The 26051-nt window shown below is 51.3% G+C and carries 23 protein-coding genes; 8 read left to right on the forward strand and 15 right to left on the reverse strand.

Annotated features, from left to right (window positions below; all coding sequences use genetic code 11):
• Positions 1-131 precede the first annotated feature (131 nt).
• Entirely contained in the window at positions 132-296 is a 165-nt protein-coding gene (locus EB241_RS21235) for a hypothetical protein (RefSeq protein ID WP_233592507.1), read from the forward strand.
• 485 nt (positions 297-781) lie between these two features.
• On the opposite strand, the gene EB241_RS01165 is transcribed toward EB241_RS21235, so the two are convergent.
• From EB241_RS01165 to pdxR, 3 genes are all read right to left on the reverse strand, one after another.
• On the reverse strand, positions 782-1897 hold the full coding sequence (locus EB241_RS01165) for a hypothetical protein (RefSeq protein ID WP_158612364.1): 1116 nt from the start codon (positions 1895-1897) through the stop codon (positions 782-784).
• Between the two features lie 482 nt (positions 1898-2379).
• Positions 2380-3465: an ABC transporter ATP-binding protein gene (locus EB241_RS01175; RefSeq protein WP_124231405.1), complete on the reverse strand. Its 1086-nt coding sequence runs from the start codon at positions 3463-3465 to the stop codon at positions 2380-2382.
• Between the two features lie 276 nt (positions 3466-3741).
• Positions 3742-5235 carry a MocR-like pyridoxine biosynthesis transcription factor PdxR gene (pdxR, locus tag EB241_RS01180; RefSeq protein WP_124231406.1) on the reverse strand — a complete coding sequence of 498 codons (1494 nt, stop codon included), beginning with the start codon at positions 5233-5235 and terminating at the stop codon, positions 3742-3744.
• Positions 5236-5355: 120 nt separating this feature from the next.
• Here pdxR and EB241_RS01185 point away from each other — a divergent pair, with 120 nt between their 5' ends.
• The 5 genes from EB241_RS01185 to EB241_RS01205 all read left to right on the forward strand — a co-directional run bounded on the left by EB241_RS01185 (position 5356) and on the right by EB241_RS01205 (position 10697).
• The gene (locus EB241_RS01185) at positions 5356-6615 is read left to right on the forward strand and encodes a 4-aminobutyrate--2-oxoglutarate transaminase (RefSeq protein WP_124231407.1); all 1260 of its coding nucleotides are present in this window, start codon (positions 5356-5358) and stop codon (positions 6613-6615) included.
• An 82-nt stretch (positions 6616-6697) separates the two neighbouring features.
• Positions 6698-7723, forward strand: coding sequence for a polyamine ABC transporter substrate-binding protein (locus tag EB241_RS01190; RefSeq protein WP_124231408.1), 1026 nt, complete (start codon positions 6698-6700; stop codon positions 7721-7723).
• 57 nt (positions 7724-7780) lie between these two features.
• Positions 7781-9046 (forward strand): ABC transporter permease, encoded by a 1266-nt coding sequence (locus EB241_RS01195; RefSeq protein WP_124231409.1) that lies wholly within the window; start codon positions 7781-7783, stop codon positions 9044-9046.
• Between the two features lie 15 nt (positions 9047-9061).
• Positions 9062-9889, forward strand: coding sequence for an ABC transporter permease (locus EB241_RS01200; protein WP_124231661.1), 828 nt, complete (start codon positions 9062-9064; stop codon positions 9887-9889).
• Positions 9890-10133: 244 nt separating this feature from the next.
• Positions 10134-10697 carry a hypothetical protein gene (locus EB241_RS01205; protein ID WP_124231410.1) on the forward strand — a complete coding sequence of 188 codons (564 nt, stop codon included), beginning with the start codon at positions 10134-10136 and terminating at the stop codon, positions 10695-10697.
• Between the two features lie 1188 nt (positions 10698-11885).
• On the opposite strand, the gene yfcD is transcribed toward EB241_RS01205, so the two are convergent.
• On the reverse strand, positions 11886-12419 hold the full coding sequence (yfcD, locus tag EB241_RS01210; RefSeq protein WP_124231411.1) for an NUDIX hydrolase YfcD: 534 nt from the start codon (positions 12417-12419) through the stop codon (positions 11886-11888).
• Positions 12420-12512: 93 nt separating this feature from the next.
• Positions 12513-13160: a glutathione transferase gene (gene yfcF / locus EB241_RS01215; RefSeq protein ID WP_124231412.1), complete on the reverse strand. Its 648-nt coding sequence runs from the start codon at positions 13158-13160 to the stop codon at positions 12513-12515.
• A 228-nt stretch (positions 13161-13388) separates the two neighbouring features.
• Between yfcF and EB241_RS01220 the strand changes: the two genes are divergently transcribed.
• Positions 13389-14282, forward strand: a complete 894-nt coding sequence (locus EB241_RS01220) for a TIGR01777 family oxidoreductase (protein ID WP_124231413.1) — start codon at positions 13389-13391, stop codon at positions 14280-14282.
• A gap of 135 nt (positions 14283-14417) precedes the next feature.
• On the opposite strand, the gene hisP is transcribed toward EB241_RS01220, so the two are convergent.
• The 10 genes from hisP to accD form a co-directional block, all read right to left on the reverse strand.
• Positions 14418-15188: a histidine ABC transporter ATP-binding protein HisP gene (hisP, locus tag EB241_RS01225; RefSeq protein ID WP_124231414.1), complete on the reverse strand. Its 771-nt coding sequence runs from the start codon at positions 15186-15188 to the stop codon at positions 14418-14420.
• 8 nt (positions 15189-15196) lie between these two features.
• Positions 15197-15913, reverse strand: coding sequence for an ABC transporter permease (locus tag EB241_RS01230; RefSeq protein ID WP_124231415.1), 717 nt, complete (start codon positions 15911-15913; stop codon positions 15197-15199).
• On the reverse strand, positions 15910-16596 hold the full coding sequence (locus EB241_RS01235; protein WP_124231662.1) for a histidine ABC transporter permease HisQ: 687 nt from the start codon (positions 16594-16596) through the stop codon (positions 15910-15912). Before EB241_RS01235 ends, EB241_RS01230 begins: the two co-directional genes overlap by 4 nt.
• A gap of 96 nt (positions 16597-16692) precedes the next feature.
• Entirely contained in the window at positions 16693-17475 is a 783-nt protein-coding gene (locus EB241_RS01240; RefSeq protein ID WP_124231416.1) for a lysine/arginine/ornithine ABC transporter substrate-binding protein, read from the reverse strand.
• 281 nt (positions 17476-17756) lie between these two features.
• On the reverse strand, positions 17757-18326 hold the full coding sequence (locus EB241_RS01245) for a UbiX family flavin prenyltransferase (RefSeq protein WP_124231417.1): 570 nt from the start codon (positions 18324-18326) through the stop codon (positions 17757-17759).
• A 93-nt stretch (positions 18327-18419) separates the two neighbouring features.
• Complete coding sequence (gene purF / locus EB241_RS01250) at positions 18420-19937, reverse strand: amidophosphoribosyltransferase (RefSeq protein ID WP_124231418.1); 1518 nt, start codon at positions 19935-19937, stop codon at positions 18420-18422.
• 37 nt (positions 19938-19974) lie between these two features.
• The gene (gene cvpA / locus EB241_RS01255) at positions 19975-20460 is read right to left on the reverse strand and encodes a colicin V production protein (protein WP_124231419.1); all 486 of its coding nucleotides are present in this window, start codon (positions 20458-20460) and stop codon (positions 19975-19977) included.
• A gap of 392 nt (positions 20461-20852) precedes the next feature.
• Positions 20853-21608 carry a cell division protein DedD gene (gene dedD / locus EB241_RS01260; protein WP_124231420.1) on the reverse strand — a complete coding sequence of 252 codons (756 nt, stop codon included), beginning with the start codon at positions 21606-21608 and terminating at the stop codon, positions 20853-20855.
• Entirely contained in the window at positions 21598-22860 is a 1263-nt protein-coding gene (folC, locus tag EB241_RS01265; RefSeq protein WP_124231421.1) for a bifunctional tetrahydrofolate synthase/dihydrofolate synthase, read from the reverse strand. Before folC ends, dedD begins: the two co-directional genes overlap by 11 nt.
• A gap of 64 nt (positions 22861-22924) precedes the next feature.
• The gene (accD, locus tag EB241_RS01270) at positions 22925-23839 is read right to left on the reverse strand and encodes an acetyl-CoA carboxylase, carboxyltransferase subunit beta (RefSeq protein ID WP_124231422.1); all 915 of its coding nucleotides are present in this window, start codon (positions 23837-23839) and stop codon (positions 22925-22927) included.
• A gap of 1515 nt (positions 23840-25354) precedes the next feature.
• On the opposite strand from accD, the gene EB241_RS01275 reads away from it, so the two are divergent.
• A complete protein-coding gene (locus EB241_RS01275) occupies positions 25355-25897 on the forward strand; it encodes a chorismate mutase (protein WP_124231423.1) in 543 nt (180 codons plus the stop codon).
• The last annotated feature ends 154 nt before the right edge of the window (positions 25898-26051 follow it).

The raw sequence follows: 26051 nt of genomic DNA on the forward strand, positions 1-26051 counted from the left end.
AAGTCCTGGCCGTAAGGGTCGGGACTTTAATCTGCCAAGATCGGTGCCATTCAGCAACTGACCGCCACGTTCAAACCATCTCTTCCCTGTTCAGTATCGCCTGCAACCATCGCCCTCCCCTGGTGGGTAAAATGGATGTCACCATTGACGTCGAATTTATCGGCAACACCCTCGTTCACTGCTACTGTCGCAATAAAGGCGCTGACGTGGCATGTATCGGACACGATCGGGGCATTGCAACTGATGAAATATGGCAGCACAGCATAAGAGAATGGTATGCGTGGGGCCAGGGCTGATAAAGGCGCTTCTTCAGGGCATTACAGTGTCACTGACGGCAGCATGGTACCGATGCGCATGACTTAAGCGCTTAACGCCGTTATCCATGCGGAAGAAAATATCGTGTTGCGGCCTGAAGCTTGCGGCCAAAAAAGTAGTCGCACATTATCAGCAGCCTGAGAAACCGGACAGGTATCCTGGTCTGGTACGCCTGCGTTGTAGGCAACATGCAGGTTGCTGTTATCGTTTCCACACCAGTGACCACCGGAGATGGACAGGGAAGAAGACTTGTTATGTCAGAACCAAAAGAAGGACGGCCGACGTTCAGAGCTGAGGGCAACAACGTTGCCAGCAGTCGCTATTACTCCTGTAAGCTGCACAGGCCTGGAATGGCGTCTGCATGTAACTCGCAGGGGTTCCATGCCGGAACCCCTGTATCATCACTGACTGAGTTTAAGAAAGGCGAACCATCAATAAAAATGATGGTATTTCGCCATTCAACCTATCATTCACTGTTATTAGAAACAGCCGCATTAAATAGTAAAAAACTATTTTCATTCAGAACAAAAATATCCATGCAACGCTCAATAAAATCATGAACATTCGATGTCAAATATCCAGCCCTGATAAACTCACGAGCATTTCGGTCAGTGTTGTCATACTCAGGCTGTAATTTTATGAACTCTTCAACAGTCATCTGGTGCAATACAAACCTGGCAACATTACTCATGAGAACATTAAAAGGAACATCAGGAGAAGAACCAGCTGAGCGCACCACGCGCTTGCGGGATAAATAATTATAAATGTTACCCAGGCTATTCATTATCCTGTAGTGCCTTTTACACTGACTTAATATAGCATTTCTATTTAATTCAGTTACAGGAGGTTCATAGGTTTTAGGCGCAAGGCTCCATCTGGAAGGGTTATCCCGTTGATTTATACTAAATCGACCAGAATAAGCCACAACTTTTTTATTCAGTAAAGATGCCAATGACTCACTCAATGATGGGAGTCCTAAACCTCCAAAGCAAGATTCTAATTGTATATTTTTTACCTGATTAATTTCTATGCCCTTATTGATAAGCAAACCACGAATGACATCTGCAAATTCAAATGGATTTAGCACATTAACATTTCCAGGTGCGCCATGAGCTCTGACAGTTAAAGTACCAGAATGAGGAGTAAAATTAAAAAATGCATCATTTCCTAATAAAGAACCCACCCGTAACCTGGTAATATCCACGCTATTTTCTGTACAAGAAAAAGATTCCTCACGAAATAGCAACGACATTTTTTCAGAATCAAGGATATTTTTGTTTTGTGCCCGGCTGGCCACAAGGCTTTTTGAATTATCAGTAAGGAAATCCCCCTCACCTAAACTCAACGCAAGACTTTTAGGCCTGCCTGACTTGTCATTTATAATTATAAGGCGACCTGCCCCAGTATTTTTTAATTTCTGGCCTAATAGAACTCTACTCTCTCCAACAAAACTTGAACTTGATAAAGCCTGTAAGCCGCTTTTCTTTGAACCAGATTGAATAAGAAGATTCGCCTTTTGATAAATCGGGTATGACCATCGGGCGTGGTTATGACATGAAGTGCAGGGGAAATAATCTCTCATTTAAAGCTTGCGAGTGTTCCGATTGATGAAGCTAAAAAAATAGCCGGGGGTGCTTATAAAAGTCATTGTATTGTGTGGGATTTTGTCAAAAATAATAAAGAAACTTCATTGAATTAACCGAACACCAGCAGCTGAGGTTATTCGCAATAATTTATGCTGCCTGTGTCAAAGACGCCATCAGATGTTACAACAAATATAAAAGCCAGAGTGCTGATGCTATCGTCACCGTCGCCCGTGGCACAGCGCTCCCCCATACCCGCATCGGGCGTTGTCTGACCAGTGTTGCTCAGGTCAAAATCACCCTGAAATGGGCTGGCCGTCTCAGGGATAATGACTGTCCGCACAGTGATATTTGGCAGAATGATTTTGCTAATTATCCGCCAGCTTTGCTGGTGTGTTGCCGCTTTGAACCGCAGCGATTAGCCCTCACCGACTATCACATGTTTCGGGCCAGACTTGTGTGCAACGGATGTACGATACCTTTACTGGATCATCACATCCAGTGCCCGCAGATGCTGTGGCTGCCATGATAACGTCACTTCACTACCGGGTTTCCAGCGGCTGTCCATCTTCACCGGACTGAGCTTAACCATAAAATTCCCCTGACCGGCCACTTCAGTCAGCATCCGCACATGATCACCCAGATAGATAAATTGCTGAATACGCGCACACACCTGCTGGTCTCCTGCTTCCGGGGCATTAACGTTAACCCGCTCCGGGCGAATACTGAGCTGGATTTTTTTGCCGGGCGAACTTGGCCGAACCTTCAACGCATCCAGTCGCGTACCGTCATCCAGCTGCACATTATAATAATCGCCCTGACTTGCCCGCTGCGTGGCCAGCAGGCTGTTGTTTTCACCGATAAATTGCGCGACAAATGCGTTGGACGGTAACTCATACAGCCGCTCCGGGCTGTCCATTTGCTGGATCATCCCGTCGTTAAACACCGCCACACGGTTGGACATGGTCATGGCCTCACTCTGATCGTGAGTAACATAGACAATGGTCAGACCAAGCATTTCATGCAATTGTTTAATTTCCATCTGCATATGCTCACGTAGCTGTTTGTCCAGCGCGCCAAGCGGTTCATCCATCAATACCAGCCGGGGTTCAAAAACCAGCGCCCTCGCCAGAGCAACGCGCTGCTGCTGACCGCCGGACATTTGCGCCGGATAGCGGTCGGCCAGTGAAGTCAGCTTGATCATATCCAGTACCTTGCTGACGCGCTCTTTCACATCAGCTTTACTCAGACGACGGATGGTCAGAGGAAAGGCCAGATTTTCCGCCACCGTCATGTGAGGAAACAGCGCATAATTCTGGAACACCATGCCAATATCGCGCTGGTGTGGGGGCAGCATATGCAGAGGCTTGTCGCGCAAAAATATCTCTCCGGCGGTTGGCGTTTCAAACCCTGCCAGCATCATCAGACTGGTGGTTTTACCAGAGCCGGAGGGGCCTAACAGCGTCAGAAACTCTCCCTCTTCCACGTCCAGATTGAGATTTCGCACCACCCACTTTTCGCCGTCGTAGCTCTTTTTGATGTTCTTAAAACTGACCAGCTTTCTCATGGCATTCTCTCGTCCAGACAGGATAAATAACTAACGGTTCCGGCAGAGCATCCGCCTCCCCGACAGGTGACTCTTTTTAGCTCTACCACAACGTTTTTCCTTTCCACAAGCAGAATTTGACAATGCCAGACAGAAACCCCCTCAATAAAAAACAATAACTACATGATTAAAAACATATTTAATTATTTAATATTTTACCGGCAGGTGACAGGCGGTAGGATCAGGCAAGCATGGTGCACTTTAACAGTGCATCATGCCCCAGAGTGAAGCATGCACTCAGGCAGGAAGAAGACGACGCCGCAGGCAGTTAAGCACCGGCTCAAAAGTGGCGGCCATATGTTGTTCCTCAACGCAGGCATACCCCAGCAGCAACCCACGGCGGCTGCTGCCGAGCAGGTAGTAGGCAGACAGCGGTCGCGTCAGTACGCCCATTTGCTCCAGCTCTGCCGCCAGCGCCACATCATCAATGCTGTCCGGCAACGAGAGGATCAGATGCAATCCGGCGTTGCTTTGCTGTGCCAGAAAAGCGGGACCAAGGCTGGAGGTGATTGTCTCAACCAACGCCGCGCGACGGCGGCTGTAAAGCTGACGCATCCGGCGAACATGGGCAGCATAGTGCCCCTCGCGGATAAATTCGGCCAGGGTCAGCTGCACCAGACCGTTCCCGCCACGATAAAGTTCAGAATGGGCCATTTTCATCCTTGCCGCCAGCGGCCTGGGCACCACCATATAACTCAGACGCAGACCCGGGTAGAGGGACTTACTGAAGGTGCCAAGATAGATTACCGGCGCATCCCCCGATAATCCCTGCAACGCCGGGATCGGGCTGTCGCCAAAGCGAAATTCACCGTCATAGTCATCCTCCACCACCCAGCTTCCACAGGATTTGGCCAGCGCCAGCAGCTGCTGACGACGTTGCAGGCTCATGACCGATCCCAGCGGATACTGATGAGAAGGCGTCACGCAGATCAGCCTGGGTACCGGCGTTTTTTCGCTAAGCGTGGCGATATCCGGCAGCACCATGCCATGTTCATCCACCGGGGTGGGCAACAGCTCAACGCCATTCACCGACAGAACGTTGCGAAATCCCCAGTAACCCGGTTCCTCGATCCACGCACCGTCGCCCGGATCGCAGAACATTTTCGCCAGCAGATCCAGCGACTGATGCGTACCGGCAGTGATCAAAATCTGGTCATGGGTGCAAGTTAGCGAGCGGATAACCCGCAGATACTCGGCAAGCGCCTGTTGCAACTGCAAACAGCCGCCGTGGTTGGAGTAACTCAGCGCCTCAACCGGCATCCTGCGACTGAGCTTCAGCTGAATTTTACGCCAGATATCATGCGGCATATGACTGACGTCCGGCACGCCGGGCATAAATGCCCCCCACTGATAGGCTCCCGCCCCGCTGCGGCTTAAAACCCGCGTGCCGCGCCTGGACAAACTGCCGTAACTGAATGACATCGCGTTCGCCAGCGCCGGTTCGTTATTTTCAGGCGCGACCTCCGGCAACTGCTCGCTGACGAAAGTGCCGCTGCCGGTACGGGTTTGCAGATAGCCTTCAGACTGAAGTTGCTCATAGGCAGCCAGCACCGTGTTGCGCGACACGCTCAGCTCCTTCGCCAGGTCGCGGGAGGCAGGCAGCCGGCAGCCGGTCGCAATGGCCCCTTCCTGGATAGCTGTCTGCAAAACGTCATACAAACGCTTATTCAGCGCACCCGCAGGAGACTGGCTAAGACGGTGTGCAAGCAGGTCGCCAAGTAACGTTCGCAAAATTGGTACCCCCAAATAAAAAAAACTGGCTCTGGATTATAAATCCCACAAAACGGTAAAAACGAGACAGCCCAATGCGTGTGGAAGAAGCCGCGCGCCGACATCCGATGAGGTACAGCCATGAGCAACAGTGAAGTTCAACAGCGTCGTTTAGCTGCCACGCCGCGTGGCGTTGGCGTGATGAGTGATTTTTACGCTGTCCGCGCCGAAAACGCCACACTGTGGGACCATCAGGGACGAGAGTATACCGATTTTACCGCCGGTATTGCCGTTCTCAATACCGGCCATCGTCATCCGAAAGTGATTGATGCCGTAAAACGTCAGCTTGACTGCTTCACCCATACCGCTTTTCAGGTGATCCCGTATGAGAGCTATCTGTTGCTGGCGGAACGCCTTAACCGGCTGGTGCCCATTGACGGTCCGGCCAAATCCACCTTTTTCTCGACCGGTGCCGAAGCGGTGGAGAACGCGGTGAAGATTGCCCGTGCCGCCACCGGCCGCGCGGGCGTTATCGCCTTTACCGGTGCGTTCCATGGACGCACCATGATGACAATGGCCCTGACCGGCAAAGTCGTTCCCTACAAAACCGGTTTTGGCCCTTTCCCAGGCTCGGTGTTCCACGCCCGTTACCCCAATGCCCTGCATGGCTACACAACTGAGGATGCAATGGAAAGTCTTGAAACGATTTTCCGCTGTGATATCAGCCCACAGGACGTCGCCGCCATTATTTTTGAACCCATTCAGGGGGAAGGCGGTTTCAATATTGCCCCAACGGAATTTGTCTGCACACTGCGCGAACTCTGTGACCAGTATGGCATTTTACTGATAGCCGACGAAATTCAGACCGGTTTTGCCCGCACCGGTAAAGTGTTCGCCAGCGAATATTACCCGGTTAAACCCGATCTGATCACCATGGCTAAAAGCCTGGGTGGCGGCTTGCCCATCTCTGCCGTCGCAGGACGTGCGGAAATCATGGATGCACCGCTGCCTGGCGGACTGGGCGGCACCTACGCCGGTAACCCACTGGCCATCGCCTCATCGCTGGCGGTACTGGATGTGATAGAAGAAGAACAGCTGTGCCAGCGCGCCCTGCGTCTGGGTGCCGAGTTGGTGGAAACCCTCAACGGCTGCGGTAACCCGGCGCTGGTTCAAGTACGTGCGCTGGGCTCAATGGTGGCAGCCGAATTCAACGATCCGGCCAGCGGTCAGCCTTCTGCAACCATTGCCCGCGACATCCAGCAGAAAGCCCTGGAACAGGGACTGATCCTGCTGACCTGCGGCATACATGGCAACGTGATCCGTTTCCTTTATCCGCTCACCATCCCGGATGCACAGTTCCGGGCAGCGCTGAACCTGCTCTCATCAATTTTATGTCACTGAGTGAAAAAATGTCTGGCACAAAGCATGCATTAACTGAACAGCAGGTTTTCCTGCTGATAACAATAACGACGGGAGTTTTGGGATGGTTAAAAAGTTAGCAGCACTGGTTCTGGCAACATTTGCACTGCACGCACAGGCAGAAACACTGACCGTTGTTTCTTTCGGCGGAACCAACAAAGATGCCCAGGACAAGGCCTTCTACAAACCCTTTACCGCTGCCGGAAAAGGCACCATTGAGGCGGGAGAATATAACGGTGAAATGGCCCGTATCCGCGCGATGGTGGAAACTGGCCAAATCGGCTGGGATGTGGTCGAACTGGAAACGCCGGAATTGCAACGCGGCTGTGAAGAAGGGCTGTTCGAAAAAATGGACTGGAGTAAGTTAGGCAAAAAAGCTGACTTTATTCCCGCAGCCATCACCGAATGCGGCGCCGGTATCTTCGTCTGGTCCACCGTACTGACTTATGATGCCAGCAAACTGAAAAAAGGCCCTGCCAGCTGGGCTGACTTCTGGAACACCAAAGATTTCCCCGGCAAGCGTGCGCTGCGTAAGAGCGCCAAATACACCCTGGAAATCGCGCTGATGGCCGATGGTGTCAAACGCGAAGATGTTTATAAAGTGCTGGCCACGCCGGCAGGTGTCGATCGGGCGTTTAAAAAACTGGATCAGATCAAACCGAATATTCAGTGGTGGGAATCTGGCGCACAGCCGCTGCAATGGCTGGTTTCCGGCGATGTGGTAATGAGTTCTGCCTACAACGGCCGTATTGGCGCTGCACAGAACGAAGGACATCACTTTAACATCGTCTGGGATAATGCAATCTATGACCTTGACAACTGGGCGATCGTTAAAGGCTCGAAGCATAAAGCGCTGGCTGAACAGTTTATTGCTTTCGCTAACCAGCCAGAAAATCAGAAAGTCTTTGCAGAAAACATTCCCTACGGCCCAACCAACGTCAACGCGGGCAAAATGCTGGATCCCAAACGCCTGAGCACGCTGCCTACCGCGCCAGAGAATCTGGCAAAATCGGTCCAGGTGAGCAGTGATTTCTGGCTGGAACACGGTGAAGAACTCGAACAGCGTTTCAACGCATGGGCCGCTAAGTAAATCCGGTGGGTCGGGCTGAAATACTGGCCCGACCGCCGACAACGAAAGGAGCCAGCAATGAGTCAAAACCCGGTTATGGAATCTGCCAGCGCCCCCAACGTGAAAAAAGAGCCAGCCCTGATCCAACGGCTACGTCAGGTGGATCGGGCGAAAACCCGTCGTTCGCTACTGCTGATAGCCCCCCTGCTTGTCTTCGTGATGATCTGCTTTCTTTTTCCAATCTTCTCTATTCTCAGTAAGAGTGTCGACAATCCTGAATTCAGCGACACATTGCCGCAAACCACCGCCGCACTGCAGCAGTGGTCAGGCAAAACGCTGCCGGACGACGCCCTTTATGCCCTGCTTGGCAAAGAGCTGACCAGCGCCCGCGAACACGGCCAGATTGCCACCGTTGCCAAGCGCATGAGCTATGAGGACCCCAGCTTTCGCCGTCTGATCATTACGGTTCCCCGCCTGATGCCGGAAAACGGTGAAAAGGTAAAGGAAGCAATGATTGCCGGACAACCGCTGTGGGGGGAATTATCCACCTGGCAGACGCTGCAACGCGCCGCCAGACCGGTAACCAGTTACTATCTGTTATCGGTATTCGACCGTAAGGTTGACGTCAAAAGCGGCGAAATAACCAGACTTCCTGCTGATCAGGCGCTGTATGTCAACGTCCTGCTGCGCACGCTGTGGATGGCGCTGGTGGTTACGCTGTTGTGCGTTGGTATTGGCTATCCGCTGGCATACTGGCTGGCAAAACAGCCCTCTAATCGCGCCAATTTACTGATGATTATGGTGCTGCTTCCCTTCTGGACCTCACTGATTGTGCGAACCGCCAGCTGGATTGTGCTGTTACAATCCGGCGGTCTGATCAACCGTGCACTGATGGGTATTGGCATTATCGAACATCCGCTGACGCTGGTTTTCAACCGCATTGGGGTATTTATTTCCATGACCCATATTCTGCTGCCTTTTATTGTTCTGCCTTTATATGCCGTGATGAAGGGTATTTCTCCGGGTTATGTTCGTGCTGCCATCTCGCTCGGCGCACACCCTTTTGTCGCGTTCTGGCGCGTCTATGTACCACAAACCTATGCCGGCGTGGCGGCAGGCGCACTGTTGGTATTTATGATGGCGATTGGCTATTACGTGACGCCTGCCCTGCTTGGTGCGCCGGATGACCAGATGGTCAGTTACTTCGTTGCTTTCTTTACCAATGGCACCATGAACTGGGGTATGGCCGCCGCACTGGGAAGCCAGCTGCTGATTATTGTCATGCTGCTGTATGTTGTTTACCTGCGCGTCACCCGGACTTCCGCCGAAGCGGCAGCGCATTAAGGTAAGGAGAAGATGATGAGACAAAATGGCAGCCAGATACTCCGCCTTTGGAACGCCTTTTTTAATTTTTACAGTGCAGCCGTATTACTTTTTTTGATTGTGCCGATCCTGGTGATCGTACCGCTTTCATTTAATTCCAGTTCATTTCTGAGCTACCCGCTCAGTGGCTTTTCGTTGCGCTGGTATCAGACCTTCTTCCATTCCCAGGAATGGCTGAGTTCACTGCTTAACAGTCTGATGATTGCCCCATTGGCCACGCTGCTTGCCACCGTGTCAGGCGTGCTGGCATCAATGGGACTGGTGCGCGGAGAATTTCGCGGCAAAGGGCTGGTGATGGCAATCCTGATCTCTCCGATGGTTGCCCCCGTGGTGATTATCGCCGTAGGGATGTTTTTCTTCTTTGCCAAATTATCCCTGCTCAACAGTTATCTGGGGCTGGTGCTGGCACATGCCCTGCTCGGAGTGCCTTTTGTCGTGATTACCGTAGTGGCTGTGCTGAAAAGCTATGACACCAATCTGTCACGTGCCGCCGCCAGCCTTGGCGCATCACCCTTGCTGACCTTTCGTAAAGTGACATTGCCGCTGATCGCGCCTGGGGTCTTTTCTGGCGCACTCTTCGCCTTTGCTGCTTCATTTGACGAGGTGGTGGTGACACTGTTTCTTGCCAGTCCGCGTCAGCGCACACTGCCCATCCAGATGTTTGCGGGGATCCGCGAAAACCTTGACCCCACCATCGCCGCTGCCGCCACGCTGATGATTGGCGCCTCGTTAATCCTGCTTATCGTGATGGAGTTACTGCGTCGCCGCGGTGAAAAAATGCGTCAGAGCAGTCCGGCGCATTAATACCATTTTTGACTCACAGGCCGCGCCGCCTTGTCAGGGTTCGGCCTTTCATTCAGTCCTGGGTTCAGCCGAAAATTAAATTTCCTCTCAGAAACAAATTTTATTAAAGTGGGCGTGACTGAATCGTGAAAATATATTCACCCCGGTCATTAGCGCCCCTTTTAATAATCAAAGTTACAGAACGGCCCCTCGGAAAACTGTTCTTTAACACAATTCTAAATTTATATCCTCAAGGAGGACTTGCATGCCTTTCGGTGTTAAATCATGTTGTTGCGGTTCAAATACAAGTATAAATTCTTTAACTTCCCCGGAAGTTTCAACTAAAACCCATCACTCCTCTGGCGGATATGTTACAAATAACAAAAAAGTAAAAATATCAGAACTGAAGCCCCCCATTTCATGCTTACATCCCAGGCTAAGAATGAGCGCTGAAGCATATAGTCAATACAAAGCATCAATGAATTCTCGGGAGACGGAACCCAGAAGAGTTCACTTCAGGGATGACGTTTTATTAAAAACCGAGGATGACTCTGGCGTAATATCAACGCCTCCAAAAGAGGCTCCCCGCATTAGCGCCTTATATGACGATGATACAGATTATGTTTTATTTGATGAATTTGAACCATTTCGTCAGAAACTGATAAAAAGTAAGGAAGGTTCATCCCCCTCAGGCAAATCAGATTTTTCTCCAACCAGCAACCAACCCGAAAAAAACTGTTCTTTGGCAGAACAGGAGAAATTGACCACCTACGATATTCCACGAGGAAACCCTGTACCCGCTATCTACGATATTCCCAAAAAGATCTGATATTAACTGACGTCGATATTGCCGAAAACAGGGTGGCCGATCTGCCCGCGGTCTTTCCGGGAGACTGATGAAAAGATCACACGCTGACAGTGCGCGTTTCGTAGCGAAATAACGCTATCTGCTTCTGCCTCCCCGCACCGCTGCTCGCAATAAATAGCGGTGCGCAGCGTCAGAATGAGACACTGAGGTTATAGTTAATCCTGAGGCTACTCAGACCTGCCTTGATGTTCAGCAAGCGCATTTAACCTTTGACCAACTGGCCGGTGACCCGGCGGTGAAGACACTCCATCAGGCTGTTTATCTGCCAGTAATCCTCAGGGGACGCCAGTCCCTGAAGGCAATGTTTTCAGCGCTGTCGACGCAGCAGACAAAATGACATCGCCAAAGCAGTAGTCTGCCTGTTCAAAGAAGCCGCTTTTAAAAATGGATAAACAACTACGGTAGCCCTGGCAATAACGTCTGCTTTCTTCGATTAAACTGCCATTTATATTTAGCGGGTGGTAAATAAACCAAAAAAGTTCCACCTCTTGAGTAAGATATTTTCATCGAAAATTTTATAGCAGGGGCAATATTTCATATCGCTAAGATTAATCTCAAAACAAAAAATTCATTTTACAACCATACTCATTATGATAAATTCCACTTACCAATAACGGAGGGTTAGCAAATGAAAAACATTTCTAAATTTTTATTCTTTATCTCGTTGTCAATGTTCACAGTCTTCGCGGCTGATGCCGCTCGTGGGACCGTTCACTCACTTCCAATTGAAAAGGGATCGCCTTATATCACTCCCTGCGACAAAAACCCAACTTGCCTCAGCGATCTGAGTGGGAATTAATTTCCGCGGTTATTCTGATTAAGTTGCAATGTATTTAAAGATAATCTCTGCTACCAGGCCGGGTTAATCTCCCCGGGTAACCCGGCCTCAATGATTTTTACCCATTGCCAGCCTATTTAATAATGGTTGAAATACTTAACCTGCTATCTATTCTGCCGTCCTTAATTCCTTTATGCCAATAAAAAGAGTCCTGACATCGGTGATGACCAGGCTTTTACCACTCTTGCCTGGAGTTCATTATTCCGCTGCGGTTTATCAAACATCACTCCGTCAAAGCAGGACACCGGATGCAAACGACGGATGCATCCGGGAATAAAATACGGCTTAATGCATAAACCCGCGCGTTATCGCTACCTGGCGGCAGGCTGATGGTTTTGTTCGCTGTTGCGGCTCAGCCAGAGCGACAGCGCTTTCAGGGAGTCATCGGTGAACTCATCGCAACGTGAGGTGATCTCTTCCGGTGTCATCCAGAAAACCTCATCCACTTCTTCTTCCTGCATGGCAAAAGGACCGTGCGAAACACAGCTGAACAATCCTCCCCAGACACGGCAGTGTTGATCCTCAAAATAAAACACGCCGTGTTCCGCAAAGGGCACATCGGCTATGCCCAGTTCTTCTTCTGCTTCGCGTCGGGCAGATTCAAGCAGCTCCTCACCGCTCTGCACCACGCCACCGGCGGTGGCATCCAGCATCCCAGGCATAAAGTCTTTTATCGTGGTGCGTCGCTGAACGAGAATATTCCCCGTGCCATCATGAACCACGATGTAGGTTGCGCGGTGACGCAAACATTGTGCCCGCATCTGTGCCCGGCTGGATTGTGCAATGACCTCGTTATCTTCATTAACGATATCCACCCATTCCACGCCGCTGTCTTGCTCCACCATCCTTCACCCTTTTCTGTTCAGGCGCATAAGCGCTTATCGGTTTTTCCGGGGCAGTGTGCCACGGCTAACAAAAATTTATAATCCCGCAGTGTGCTACTCAGCGTAACTTCTGGACGACTCCGCCAGCCACAGCCGGACTGACGCGCGTTGCCACTGGAAACGGGCATAGTCCGCCATGAAATCAGGCACCGCATCGCCATGCAATACCAGCCGGTTGATCATTAATGCCAGATCGGTATCGGCAATCGACCACTCGCCAAACAGGTTGTGCTGTCCTGGTTGCAGCAAACGCGCCACGGCCGTAAAGAGTACAGAGGCTGAGCGCTTTCCCTTTTCGCTAAGAGGAGCAAAGGTTTCTCCGGCAAACAACACATCGGTGGGTCGCTCCTCACGGAGCGGTATCAAATCACTTCGCAGCCAGGCCTGAATTTCACGCGCTCTGGCGCGTTTTTCACGGTCACGGGGATACAGGCGCTCATAGTCCGGTGCCGGAAAACGCTCCTCAAGATATTCCACAATAGCGGACGACTCTGACAGCGTAAAATCATCGATTTGTAGCGCCGGTACTCTGGAGGTCAGTGAAATATCACAATAAGGCCTGGCCAGATTTTGCTGGCTGGAAAGGTCAACATGCCTGATCGAAAAAGGCACCCCCTTCTCATTCAGCGCAACATATACCGACATCACATACGGACTGAAAAAACAGGCATCGGACCAGAGTGTAATAGTAGGGTAATTCATCCTGATTTCCTCACAAAGGGGGTTTATCCTGTTTACCCACTTTTTTAACGGAAGGCAATCTCTGTGCAACATCGAAATAACAATACAGCACCACCTTCCGGGCGGTGGCCTGAATTCACTGCCTCCGTCTTTTTGATAAGCAGGTTCATGCACGTTACCGCGCAACATACTCTAAGCTGAATGGTGGGCCGCAGGGTCCTTTACTTTCACCTTTTAAGGACAGACAGGATGCATATTTTACTGACCGGCGGAACCGGCCTGATCGGTAGCCATCTTATTCCACATCTGCTGCAACGGGGCCACCAGCTAAGTGTGGTGACCCGCGATGTGGCAGGCGCACACCGCAAACTCGGTGACAACGTTAATCTCTGGTCAGGGCTGGATCAACAGCGCGATCTTAACGGCATTGATGCAGTAATCAATCTGGCGGGGGAGCCTGTGGCGGACAAACGCTGGACTGAACAGCAGAAAAAGCGACTTTGTCACAGCCGCTGGCATATCACCGGGCAGCTGGCCGCCTTAATTAAGGCCAGTAACACACCACCAACCGTGTTTATTTCAGGCTCTGCCACCGGCTATTATGGCGACAGAAAGGATACGGTTCTGACCGAAGAGGATACCGGGCAGGAGGAGTTTACCCACCGGTTATGTGCCGAATGGGAGGCACTGGCACTGGCAGCCGACAGCGAAATAACGCGGGTCTGTCTGCTGCGCACCGGAGTGATACTGGCCAGGGAAGGGGGCGCGCTGGGAAAAATGAAGTTACCGTTTCAGTTTGGTATTGGCGGTCCGCTGGGTAATGGCAGGCAATATATGCCGTGGATCCACCTCGATGACATGCTCGGTGCCATTTTATGGTTGCTGGATAACCCACCTCTGAGGGGAGCATTCAATATGGTTGCGCCCGGCGCCGTGCGTAACGGGCAGTTTGCCGCCACCCTGGGCCGGGCAATGCATCGACCGGCGTTTGTACGCACACCTGCCAGCGCCATTAAGCTGATGATGGGTGAATCATCGGTGCTACTGCTGGGTGGTCAGCATGTGCGGCCAAAACGGCTGGAAGAGTCAGGTTTCATTTTCCGCTGGCCTGAACTGGAAAGCGCGCTGAGAGATGTGGTTTGAGGATGTTATAAAAATCAAATGATACCGGCATACGCTGCCTGCATCAGGCGGAGACAGGACTGTCTCCACCTGTTCACTCCAGGGGTGCTTTTTTTACCGTAACGGCGTTCCGCTATTCACCCCCTTAACCGGAAATTACTTCAGCGCGCCAGAGAGAAACTGTTGCAGACGAGGGCTTTTCGGCTGGGTAAAAAGTTCCTGCGGCGGCCCCTCTTCCTCTATTCTGCCCTGATGCAGAAAAATAACGTGGCTGGAGACGTGACGCGCAAACTCCATTTCATGCGTGACCACCACCATTGTTTTGCCCTCTTCGGCCAGTTTCTGCATGATTTTCAACACTTCACCCACCAACTCAGGATCCAGTGCCGAGGTAGGCTCATCAAAGAGGAGGACTTCCGGCTCCATCGCCAGCGCCCTCGCGATGGACACCCGCTGCTGCTGGCCACCGGAAAGATTGACCGGATATTTAGCGCGGGCGCGTTCATCTATCCCCACCTTATCCAGGTAACGAATTGCCCGCTCCTGTGCTGCGGCTTTGCTCAGACCAAGCACCTGCATTGGGGCCTCCATGACGTTCTGTAACACCGTCATGTGACTCCACAAGTTGAAGTGCTGAAAAACCATGGTCAGGCTGGTACGCAGTACGCGAAGTTGCTCTTTGTCAGCAACCTTTAGCTGCCCGTCGCTATCGCGGACCAGATTAATCATCTGATTATTAATCGCGATAGTGCCTTCACTGGGTTTTTCCAGGAAGTTAATGCAGCGCAGAAAGGTGCTCTTACCGGAACCAGAGGAACCAATAATACTGATGACATCACCGGCACTGGCCTGAAGCGATACGCCTTTCAGCACCTCAAATTCGCCATAACGCTTATGCAGTTCAGTGACACTTAATTTTTTACTCATAATGTTGCTCAATGGGTTGATGAGGGTTTAACGTGCTTCAGCCAGCGTTTCTCCGCCTTGCGGAACAGACTAATCAACACAGTCGAGATAAGCAGATAGAGTACGGCTGCAATACCAAATGCGGTAAACGGCTGGTAGGTGGCGGCGTTAATATCTCGCGCTACTTTGAGCAGATCGGGCACCGTGGCAGTAAACGCCAGCGCCGTGGAATGCAGCATCAGAATCACTTCATTACTGTAAGCAGGCAGCGCGGTGCGCAGCGCCGAAGGCAGAATAATGCAGCGGTACAGTTTAACGGTGGAAAATCCATACGCCCGCGCTGCTTCAATTTCACCGTGGGGCACCGCGCGAATAGCACCGGCAAAAATCTCCGTGGTGTAGGCACAGGTATTCAGCGTCAGGGCCAGTAGCGTACAGTTAAGTCCACTGCGGAAAAAGGCGTTCAGCAGTTCACTGCCCTTGACCACCTCCAGCGTGTACATACCGGAGTAAAACACCAGCAGCTGCACATACAGCGGCGTACCGCGAAAAATATAGGTGAACAGCCAGACGGGAAAACGCACCGCTTTGACAGGAGAAACACGCGCAATGGACAACAGCACGGCCAGGCAACCCCCCAACGCCACGGAAATAATCAGTAACCACAGCGTGATCGCCACGCCGGTAAAACGGTAACCATCACTCCACAGCAGGGCTTTGCCGTATTCCAGAATAATCTCCATCATAAATCGGCCCTTCTTACGCCTACCGAGTAGCGACGGTTAAGCCACCACAGCACCCCATTGGAGAGCGTAGTGAAAATCAGATAGATCACTCCGGCAACAATGGCAAACCAGAACGGTTGCCAGGTGCTTTTTCCCGCCAGCTGGGTGGCTTTTACCACATCCTCCAGCCCCAGCAGCGATACCAGCGCGGTCGCTTTCAGGATAACCTGCCAGTTGTTGCCAATACCCGGCAGCGCAAAGCGCATCATGCCGGGAAACAGGATACGGCGAAATGTCTGGGATGAGGTAAAACCGAAGGCGGTTGCCGCTTCAACCTGCCCTTTTGGCACTGCCATCCAGGCGCCACGGAAGGTTTCGGTGAAGTAAGCTCCGTAGATAAAGCCAAGGGTAATAATCCCTGCCACCATAGGATCGATGTCAAACTGGGCGACGCCAAGCAGATCGGTGAATGCGTTCAGCGCGATTTGCAATCCATAAAAAATCAGCAGCATCAGCACCAGATCCGGTACGCCACGGATAAGGGTGGTGTAAGCCTCAAAAATCAGCACCGGCACACGGCTGTTGGAGAGTTTGGCAGCGGCCCCAATCAAACCGAGGATCACCGCCAGCAGCACCGAGCTGAGCGCCAGCTCCAGCGTCACCAGCGCGCCTTTAAATATCACTTCAGAATAGCCATACAGCATAAACATGTCCTGTCCTGGTAATTACTTCGCGTTTCATCCGCCGGAGGCGCACAAAACGGGGCCGCCCTCCGAAGGCTGGCCCCATGACAGGTTCTTTTAACCGCCGTAAACGTCAAAGTCGAAATATTTCTTCGCTATTTTTGCGTAGGTACCATCTTTACGTATGGCATCAAAGGCGTTATCGATTGCCGCTTTCAGGTCGGCATCATCTTTACGCATCCCAATCCCGGTACCGACACCGAAGATTTTGTTATCTTTTACCGCCGGCCCGGCAAAGGCATAGTCCTTACCTGCCGGCTGCTTGAGGAAACCTTCACTGGCGGCCACTTCATCCTGGAACGCAGCATCAATTCGTCCTGCGGCCAGATCCTGATAAACCAGGTCCTGATTGGCATAAGGTGTCACCGTAACCCCCTTAGGACGCCAGTACTGATTGGCGTAAGTTTCCTGCACGGTTCCTTGCAACAGACCGATAGTTTTGCCTTTCAGTGACGCCACGTCCGGCAGAATTTTTGCCCCTTTTGGCGCAATCAGGCGGGAATTAGCGGCATAGAGTTTTTCGGAGAAAGCGATCTCTTCCTGGCGCTTCTCGGTGATTGAAAGGGAAGAGATGATCGCATCAATTTTTTTCGCTTTCAGTGACGGGATCAACGCATCAAAGTCACTTTCCACGTAACTGCATTTGGTCTGTAGACGTTTACAGATTTCATTGGCCAGCTCAATATCAAACCCCACCAGTTGCCCCTGAGCATTTTTTGTTTCAAATGGTGCATAGGTGGGATCAGTACCAAGACGCAGTGTTTTTGGTACGGCAGCAAAAGCACTGCCGCTGATTGCCAGTGCGAGCAGCAGTGAAAAGGTCAGTACCTGCTTTTTCATGGATTCCCCTTACATTGGTTTTTATTATCGAGTCGTGATGTGTAGTACGCCGTAGCAGCAAAACCTATTTGCAGCTTTCGTGCCACTTTTATTTACGGCCGCCCCATTGCAGCGCAAAGGTATGGCAACGCCCCTGACGGGGAGGATCGCCTGTTCAGGCGAGGATTTTTCGGCAGATTTCTGACCACCTAAGGGCAATGACACCCCATTATGGTGCAACAGATGCATTTTAAAGCAATTCAGCCCCTGCTTACGCACCAATAAAAAGCAACAACATGCGACTATGCACCCTGCCAGCGCGTAAACAGCTCCCTGTCGAGCGTTATGTCGAACTGATCGAGCACGCGATTGATGGTCTGATCAACAATGTCCATGATGTTCTCAGGCTGGTGATAGAAAGCGGGCATCGGCGGCATGATGATTGCACCCAGCTCAGCCGCAGCGGTCATCATGCGCAAATGTCCAAGGTGCAGCGGGGTTTCACGCACACACAGCACCAGTTTACGCCGCTCTTTCAGCACAACATCTGCCGCACGGGTTAAAAGGCCATCGCTGTAGCTGTGAACAATGCCAGAGAGGGTTTTAATCGAGCAGGGAAGGATCGCCATACCGGCGGTTTTAAATGAGCCGGAAGAGATACTGGCCGCAATATCCCGCACATCGTGAACCACATCGGCCAGCGCCTGTACCTCACGCAATGAGTAGTGACTTTCCAGTGCCAGCGTCTGTCGTGCCGCATTGCTCATCACAAGGTGCGTACTGACATCACCGACCTGCTGCAAAATTTGTAGCATACGAATGCCATAGATCACGCCGCTGGCGCCGGAGATACCAACAATCAATCGTTGCATTATATTCCCTCGCTGTTTCAGTCCTGTCTGCAAAAGTAAAAATGGGCCAGAATCGCTTCCGGCCCATCATACCTGTTGCAACATCGGAGGACATCAGCCTTCGTTATGCATTTCCAGATTTTCCACCTCATTCTGACGGGCCAGCGCTTTGGCATCGTCATTACGCAGTGACTGGAGGTATTCCAGATATTGCTGATCGACATCTTTAGTGACATAAACACCGTTGAACACCGAACATTCAAACTGCGCGATATCCGGGTTTTCTTCCCGAACGGCGTCAATCAGATCGCTCAGATCCTGGAAAATAAGGGCATCCGCGCCAATCAGCTGACGGATCTCTTCTACTTCACGACCATGCGCAATCAGCTCGGTGGCGCTTGGCATATCAATACCGTAGACGTTTGGAAAGCGGATTTCCGGTGCGGCAGAAGCCAGATACACTTTTTTCGCACCGGCTTCACGGGCCATTTCGATGATCTGTTCAGAGGTGGTGCCACGCACGATAGAGTCATCGACCAACAGCACATTCTTGTCGCGAAATTCCGCGCGGTTGGCGTTCAGCTTACGGCGCACCGCGCTACGGCGCAGGTGCTGGCCGGGCATAATAAAGGTGCGGCCAACGTAGCGGTTTTTTACAAACCCCTGCCGATAGGGCTTATTCAGAATGTGGGCCATTTCCAGCGCGATATCGCAGGAGGTTTCCGGGATCGGGATCACCACGTCAATATCCAGGTCCTCCCACTCACGGGCTATCTTCTGACCCAGCTTGGTCCCCATGCGCACGCGAGCGCTGTAAACGGAGATTTTATCCAGAAACGAATCCGGCCGGGCAAAATAGACGTATTCAAACAGGCAGGGGTTAGCTTTCGGGTTTTCCGCACACTGACGGGTGAAAAGCTGCCCTTTTTCGGTGACATAAACCGCTTCGCCGGGTGCCACATCACGCAGAAACTCAAAGCCCAGCGTATCCAATGCCACGCTCTCAGAAGCGACCATGTATTCATTGCGGCCATCGGCGATCGCGCGCTTACCAATCACCAACGGGCGAATGCCGTTTGGATCGCGGAACGCCACCAGCCCATGGCCGATAATCATCGACACGCAGGCGTAAGCACCACGAACCTGTTTATGCATCGCCGCAACGGCAGCAAAGATGTTCTCTGCTTCCAGCGGGTAATGCTGGAAACGATCCAGTTCAGCCGCGAAAATATTGAGCAAAATTTCGGAATCAGAGGTGGTGTTAACATGACGACGTCCACTCTCAAACAGCTGCTTACGCAGTTCATGGGCATTGGTGAGATTACCGTTATGCGCCAGGGTGATACCGTAAGGTGAATTGACGTAAAAAGGTTGCGCCTCGGAAGCGCTGGAGCTTCCCGCAGTCGGATAGCGAACGTGGCCGATACCCATATTGCCCTGCATGCGCTGCATGTGACGGGCTTCAAAAACATCGCTGACCAAACCATTTGCCTTACGCAGACGGAAACAGTTCAGCGCATCAATAGTAACAATGCCTGCGGCATCCTGCCCACGGTGTTGTAACACCGTTAACGCATCATAAATCGACTGATTGACCGGCATAAAACCGGCGATCCCGACAATACCGCACATGTAGTCATTTCCTCATTAAGCCGCACCCCCGACGCCATTACCGGGGTAAAAAACTCGACGTACTTTTCAGATAGTCAAAAAACCATCTGATGACGTAACTGAACTGGGGAACCAACTGGGACTGCTGCCAGTCCGGGCTTTTGGCAAAGCCGGTGAAGGTATCGAGAAAAAACAGAATGGCAGAAACGATAAGTACGCCACGTAACGCCCCAAAACAGACGCCCAGCACTCTGTCAGTACCTGACAGGCCTGTTTTTTCAACCAGCGAACCAATCACGTAGTTAACAATCGCCCCGACGATAAGCGTGGCGATAAATAACACCGCGATGGCAATGCCGTTTCGAACCAGTTCATCTTCAAAACCGGTGAACCAGACAGCAAGGAAAGAGTAGTAATGACTGGCGACAAAAAATGCACAACCCCAGGTGACGAGTGATAATGCTTCCCGAACAAACCCCCGGATCAGGCTAACCAGAGCCGAAAAACCAATAACTGCAATGATGACGTAATCTATCCAGATCATGAACTCTTCCAGCAACAGTGCCCTTAAGATCGTATCCCTTTATTGCACATGGTAGCGATGCACCCAGGCCCGTTATCAAAGCGTGTGATGCAGGACATACCAGATTATGCTCAAATCCGACAGCACAGAGCAGGGATTCAGGGATGCGACCTGTCGTTCGGGGCGAATTCTAACAGAAAAAGAAAACGTTTGCGTAGGGTTTTCCTTTGCCGAATTAATTAAAACAAGGGGCCAAAAAATTCAGTAAAAACGCCGTGCCAGGCACATCCTGGCAATTAGCTGATTTACATCAGATAACCGGCCAGAATGGCCTTATTTCGCGCGCGAGTTGGACCGGTTGCACTATCTCAGAAGGCGCCGACTGTTGCAGCAATAGCCTGCGTCTCGCAGAGTCACCGTGCGCTGTAAGGCTTGACCACCCCAGCCAGCCCGGAGAGATTTTTGAGTTCAGCAACCGCCGCCTGCATTTTCGCTTTCGACGCATCCGGCCCGACATAAATGCGAGTGATCTCTCCCTGTACCGGCGTCGACGGCACGGTGAAGGCCCGGTATCCCGACAGACGTAGTTTGGCGACAACCTCATTCACTTTGCTGGCATTTTTCAGTGCGCCTAGCTGCACAACATAAGCCTGCCCGCCAGGTGCCTGCTCCCGCTCAGCGGGCTGACTCTCAGGCTGCTCAACTGGCTCAGACTTCGGCTGTGTTCTGGTTTTTTCAACCGGCTTTTCGGCCGGTTTTGGCTGCGTTTTCACCGTTTCTGCCGGTCTGGACTTTTCCACCGGCCTGGCTTTCTCAACCGACTGCTGCTGAGCAGGCTGTGACGACTGCACCGACGGTGGCGTTGTCAGTGCCGGCTGATTGAGCGATTGTGGCATGGTTGAGCCGCTTTCGGCCTGAGAGGTGTTGCCACTGTCATGCCCTGCCAGCGCCGTACCTGCTCCCTCAGGCGGCTGTGCAGGCAGAGCCTGTGTTACCGGCGGCACCCCGTCAGTTTCCTGCTGATCGCCAGGCCTTGGCACCAGCGGGATCGCCGCGAACTCCTCTTTGTAATGTTTTTTCTTACCGTCCAGCAAACCCGGCAGAATGATCACGCCCAGTGCCACGATAACCACAGTTCCGACTAAACGGTTCTGAAATTTACTTGCCACTACCATTCTCCGTTTCCAGTATTTCCATTATCTGCCCCACGGTATGAAAAGAACCACATACCAGCACAATATCCTGAGCAGAAGCCTGCTGACGGGCATGACAGAAGGCTTCTGTCATGCCGGGGAATACGCTGGCATCGGGTATATGCGTCTTCAGTTCATCTGCCCGTGCCCCACGTGGACCATCAAGCGAAGCACAGTACCAGTAGTCAACCTGTGGCAGCAGACAGGCCAGCGTTCCGGCAATGTCTTTATCATGCAACATGCCGACCACGGCGTGAACTTTGCCGCTTTTTGCCAGCCGACTCAACTGTCCGGCAAGCCACGCAGCGGCATGAGGATTATGTGCCACATCCAGGATCACCTTGGGTGATTCAGCAACGGTCTGAAAACGCCCCGGTAACCCAATTTGTCCCAGCCAGTGACGAATTACCGCCGGATCAACCTGCAAAGAAGAAGCCCGCAACGCCGCCAGCGCGGTAGCCGCATTCGGCAACGGAATTTGAGGAAATGGCAGCCCGGTAAGTTCACCATCGCCATCACGGAAGGTCCAGTGATATTCACCCGTGGAATAAGACCACGCCTCCCCCTGTTTAAGCAGGCGTGCACCTACTGACGATGCCACTTCTGCGATGGTGACAGGCATATCTGGCTCACCAACCACCGCGGGTTTGCCACCACGAAATATACCCGCTTTCTCGCGGCCAATGCTGTCACGGTCCGGGCCAAGATAGTCAGTATGATCCAGCGCGATACTGGTAATAACCGCAAGGTCAGCATCAACGATATTGGTTGCATCCAGTCGCCCACCCAGCCCCACTTCAAGGATCACCACATCCAACGCGGCATGTTTAAACAGCCACAGTGCTGAAAGCGTGCTGTACTCAAAATAGGTCAACGATGTGTTGCCGCGCCACGCTTCGATTTCCGCAAATGATGCCGTATGCATGGACTCGGCCAGTTCGTCACCCTGAATGCGCACCCGTTCGGTATAGCGCCGCAAATGCGGTGAGCTGTATACGCCCACCCGGTAACCCGCTGCGATCAGCAACGTTTCCAGGGTGCGGCAGGTGGTGCCTTTACCATTGGTCCCGGCGACGGTGAATACAAAGGGAGCGGGCGTTAACAGGTCAAGCTGTTTTGCCACCTGCTGAACACGCGTCAGGCCAAGGTCAACAGACTGAGTATGCAGATTCTCAAGATAATGAAGCCACGTGACCAGAGGCGACGTGGCTTGAGGAGTCTTATCCATTTGTCCTGTTCACAACGTTGTGGTTCATGGGAGAAAGGAGCCGTCAGCTCCTTTCCATCATCATTCAGGCGTCATGGCTTTGATGAGCGTCGTCCGTGACCACCTGTGGCAGGCTTTCCTCCTGTGGCGCCGGCAGATTCATCATCTTCGCCAGAACGCCCGCCAGTTTTAAGCGCATTACGGGACGGCGGACGATCATATCGATCGCACCCTTTTCGATCAGGAACTCACTGCGCTGGAATCCCGCTGGCAGTTTCTCACGCACCGTCTGCTCAATGACGCGCGGTCCGGCAAAGCCGATCAGCGCCTTGGGTTCAGCAATATTCAAATCGCCCAGCATGGCGAAGCTGGCAGAAACGCCACCCATGGTTGGATCGGTTAGCACTGAAATGTAAGGCAGCCCACGTTCCTGCATTTTTGCCAACGCGGCACTGGTTTTTGCCATTTGCATCAGCGACATCAGCGCTTCCTGCATACGGGCACCACCGGAAGCGGAGAAGCAAATTAGCGGACAGTTGTCCTCCAGCGCCTGCTCAACGGCACGAACAAAACGTGCGCCAACCACCGACCCCATTGAGCCGCCCATAAAAGAAAACTCGAAGGCTGCCGCCACAACCGGCATCCCACAGAGCGTACCTTTCATAACAATCAGCGCATCTTTCTCGTCAGTTTCTTTCTGAGCGCTGGCCAGACGATCCTTATATTTCTTGGAATCACGGAACTTGAGCAAATCCTTTGGTTCCAGCTCACTGCCCAGTTCAACCAGTGAGCCCTCATCCAACAGACTGTGAAGACGTTCACGACCATGCATACGCATGTGGTGATCGCATTTCGGGCAGACTTCCAGATTGCGTTCCAGCTCGGCGCGGTAGAGTACCTGACCACAACTATCACATTTAGTCCACACCCCTTCCGGGATACTGGCTTTGCGTGAGGGGGAAATGGTGCTTTTATTAAGAATTCGTTCAATCCAGCTCATGGGCAACTCTGCATCTGGTTAATCGTTATAAATCAACGATATGGCGCTGATTTTTGCGTAAGATTTGCCGGCTATTACAGCACATAACAACAAAGTCTGCCACACAATCATTAACGCCCTTCTGTTTTTGAGGACGTTTTTAAAATTACAGGGGGCCTGTGTACCCGGATTGAAGTTATCGTAAATATGGCAACCAGGAATTGCAATGATATCGCTTACCTGAAAATGTCGGGTTAAATAGTCGGCCTCAGTGTTTCCGAATACCGCATGCAAACGGCAGGAAAGCATCAGCAACGGAGCAGAAACAAATTTATGAACTGTAAAATTGATCCCGCTATCAGGGAAGAAAATCGCAAAAATATTGGCCTGGCCCTCGTAATACTCCTGTTCACTCTGTGGTCACCGTCAAAAAACGCATATCTGAGTATATATTTACTGTATTTTCATATATCACTGATACAATAAATAAACACTAAATAAAATCATATGAAAACCCACCACCAGCAAACATCAGATATAAATCATCACTGTTTTATTATCATCATACTTCACATACCGGATAATAAGTTCCGCAGGAAATATTATTCTTTATCTGATACTCCCCTCATCCCAACTAAAATAACAGGAAGACACTTATATATATTTGCTTATCCCCTCTGGTTTCTGTGAATACGATGCTGACTGACCATGTTGCAATGAGGCACTGGCAGCAATTTTATCTGTATGGTGGGATGCAGAAAGATGACCAGTCGGTACCCGAACTGCTTTTGATCTTTTGATCAGCATCCGATCCGATAGTTCAGGAGCAATTAAATACTGAAACGATACCTGTCTGATGCTCCGGGTTCAAAATTCATCTGGCTCAACACGGTCATCAACATCATTTTTTCACTCTCTTCACTTACATGAAGCAATCTGGTGACGATATCCATAAGCCTCCCAGGTTTTTCTTTTATGCCTCAGAGGTAAACGCTGACTTTTCAGCAACAAACAATGTAAAGGCAGATAATTCCCCGCCTTCTTTTTTTAAGCAGCAATCCCTGTTAATGTTTTCAACAGCAAACTTACCAGAATAAATTTTGCAATCCCTTTTCATCGCAGATGGTTTGTTCAATCAGCTGATGATGGAGACACTCATTTTCAGAGACAGCCATCGTCAGCCTGTGGCAACGGCAGCTGTGGGTCTTTTATAATAATTTACTGTTTCTGTTGGCTGGCGCTCTGTATTCAGAAATGTCTGAATATCTTCAGGTGGTGTGTGGTGCTGTACTTATGCCATCTCGCCACCTTATTGACATCTTCAAGTCACTGACCTGATACAGTAACCGCTATCGGTACTTCACTTGAGTGATATCCGGTAACGTTAACTTTTGTTGCGCCCAGGCCTATTTTTTTGCTGCCAGCCAGGTCTTACTGACAAAACAGATAGCAACCGGCCCTGTGCAAATTTTCACAGCCTGAGTATGCTATCCGCGACCACCATCACCAAAAAACAACGGAAAAAAGTGAGAGAAAATGAAAAGTAAGATGACGTTAAGTATGCTGCTGTCGGCTGGATTATTTATTTCTGCCAGTGCGATGGCAGCATCTACTGCCAAAGACGATATAGCGCTGTTAATTAATCAGCGACTGTCTTATATGAAAGACGTGGCGGGATATAAAGCAAAAAATCATCTGGCGATTGAAGATTTGACCCAGGAAGGCAAGGTGTTGTCCGGTTCAGTGGCAATTGCGGAAAAACTGGGGCTGAATGGCGGATCCGTTAAGCCATTTATTCAGGCGCAGATGGATGCGGCCAAAGCCATTCAGTATCGCTACAGAGCCGACTGGTTATCCGAGACAGAAAACGGCTGGCAGCCTGCTCCGCTGGATCAGGTAAGAGCAAAAATAAGCGCGTTAAATACCGATATTCTGACCGATATCAGTGCGAACCTGAAACAGGGTGTGAAATTCACAGATAAAAATGCGTTTATGCAGGCAATCAATCAGCCCAACTTAAAACCGGCGGATAAAGAACGCCTCTGGCGTTCGCTGGGAAGGATCACCCTCAATCAGTAACTCATCACCCTGTGCGTATTTGCGCTGAATGGCGGAAAGTATTTTCGATCCATCGCCGGGTGAGAGAAGAGAGATCGTTGGCCACCATTACTTAGCAGTAATACAGCCTGTGGCCTGAAGCAATGCACCCGATGCCGGAGATATCTATCCGGCA

Source organism: Erwinia psidii (assembly GCF_003846135.1).
GTDB classification, from domain to species: Bacteria; Pseudomonadota; Gammaproteobacteria; order Enterobacterales; family Enterobacteriaceae; genus Erwinia; species Erwinia psidii.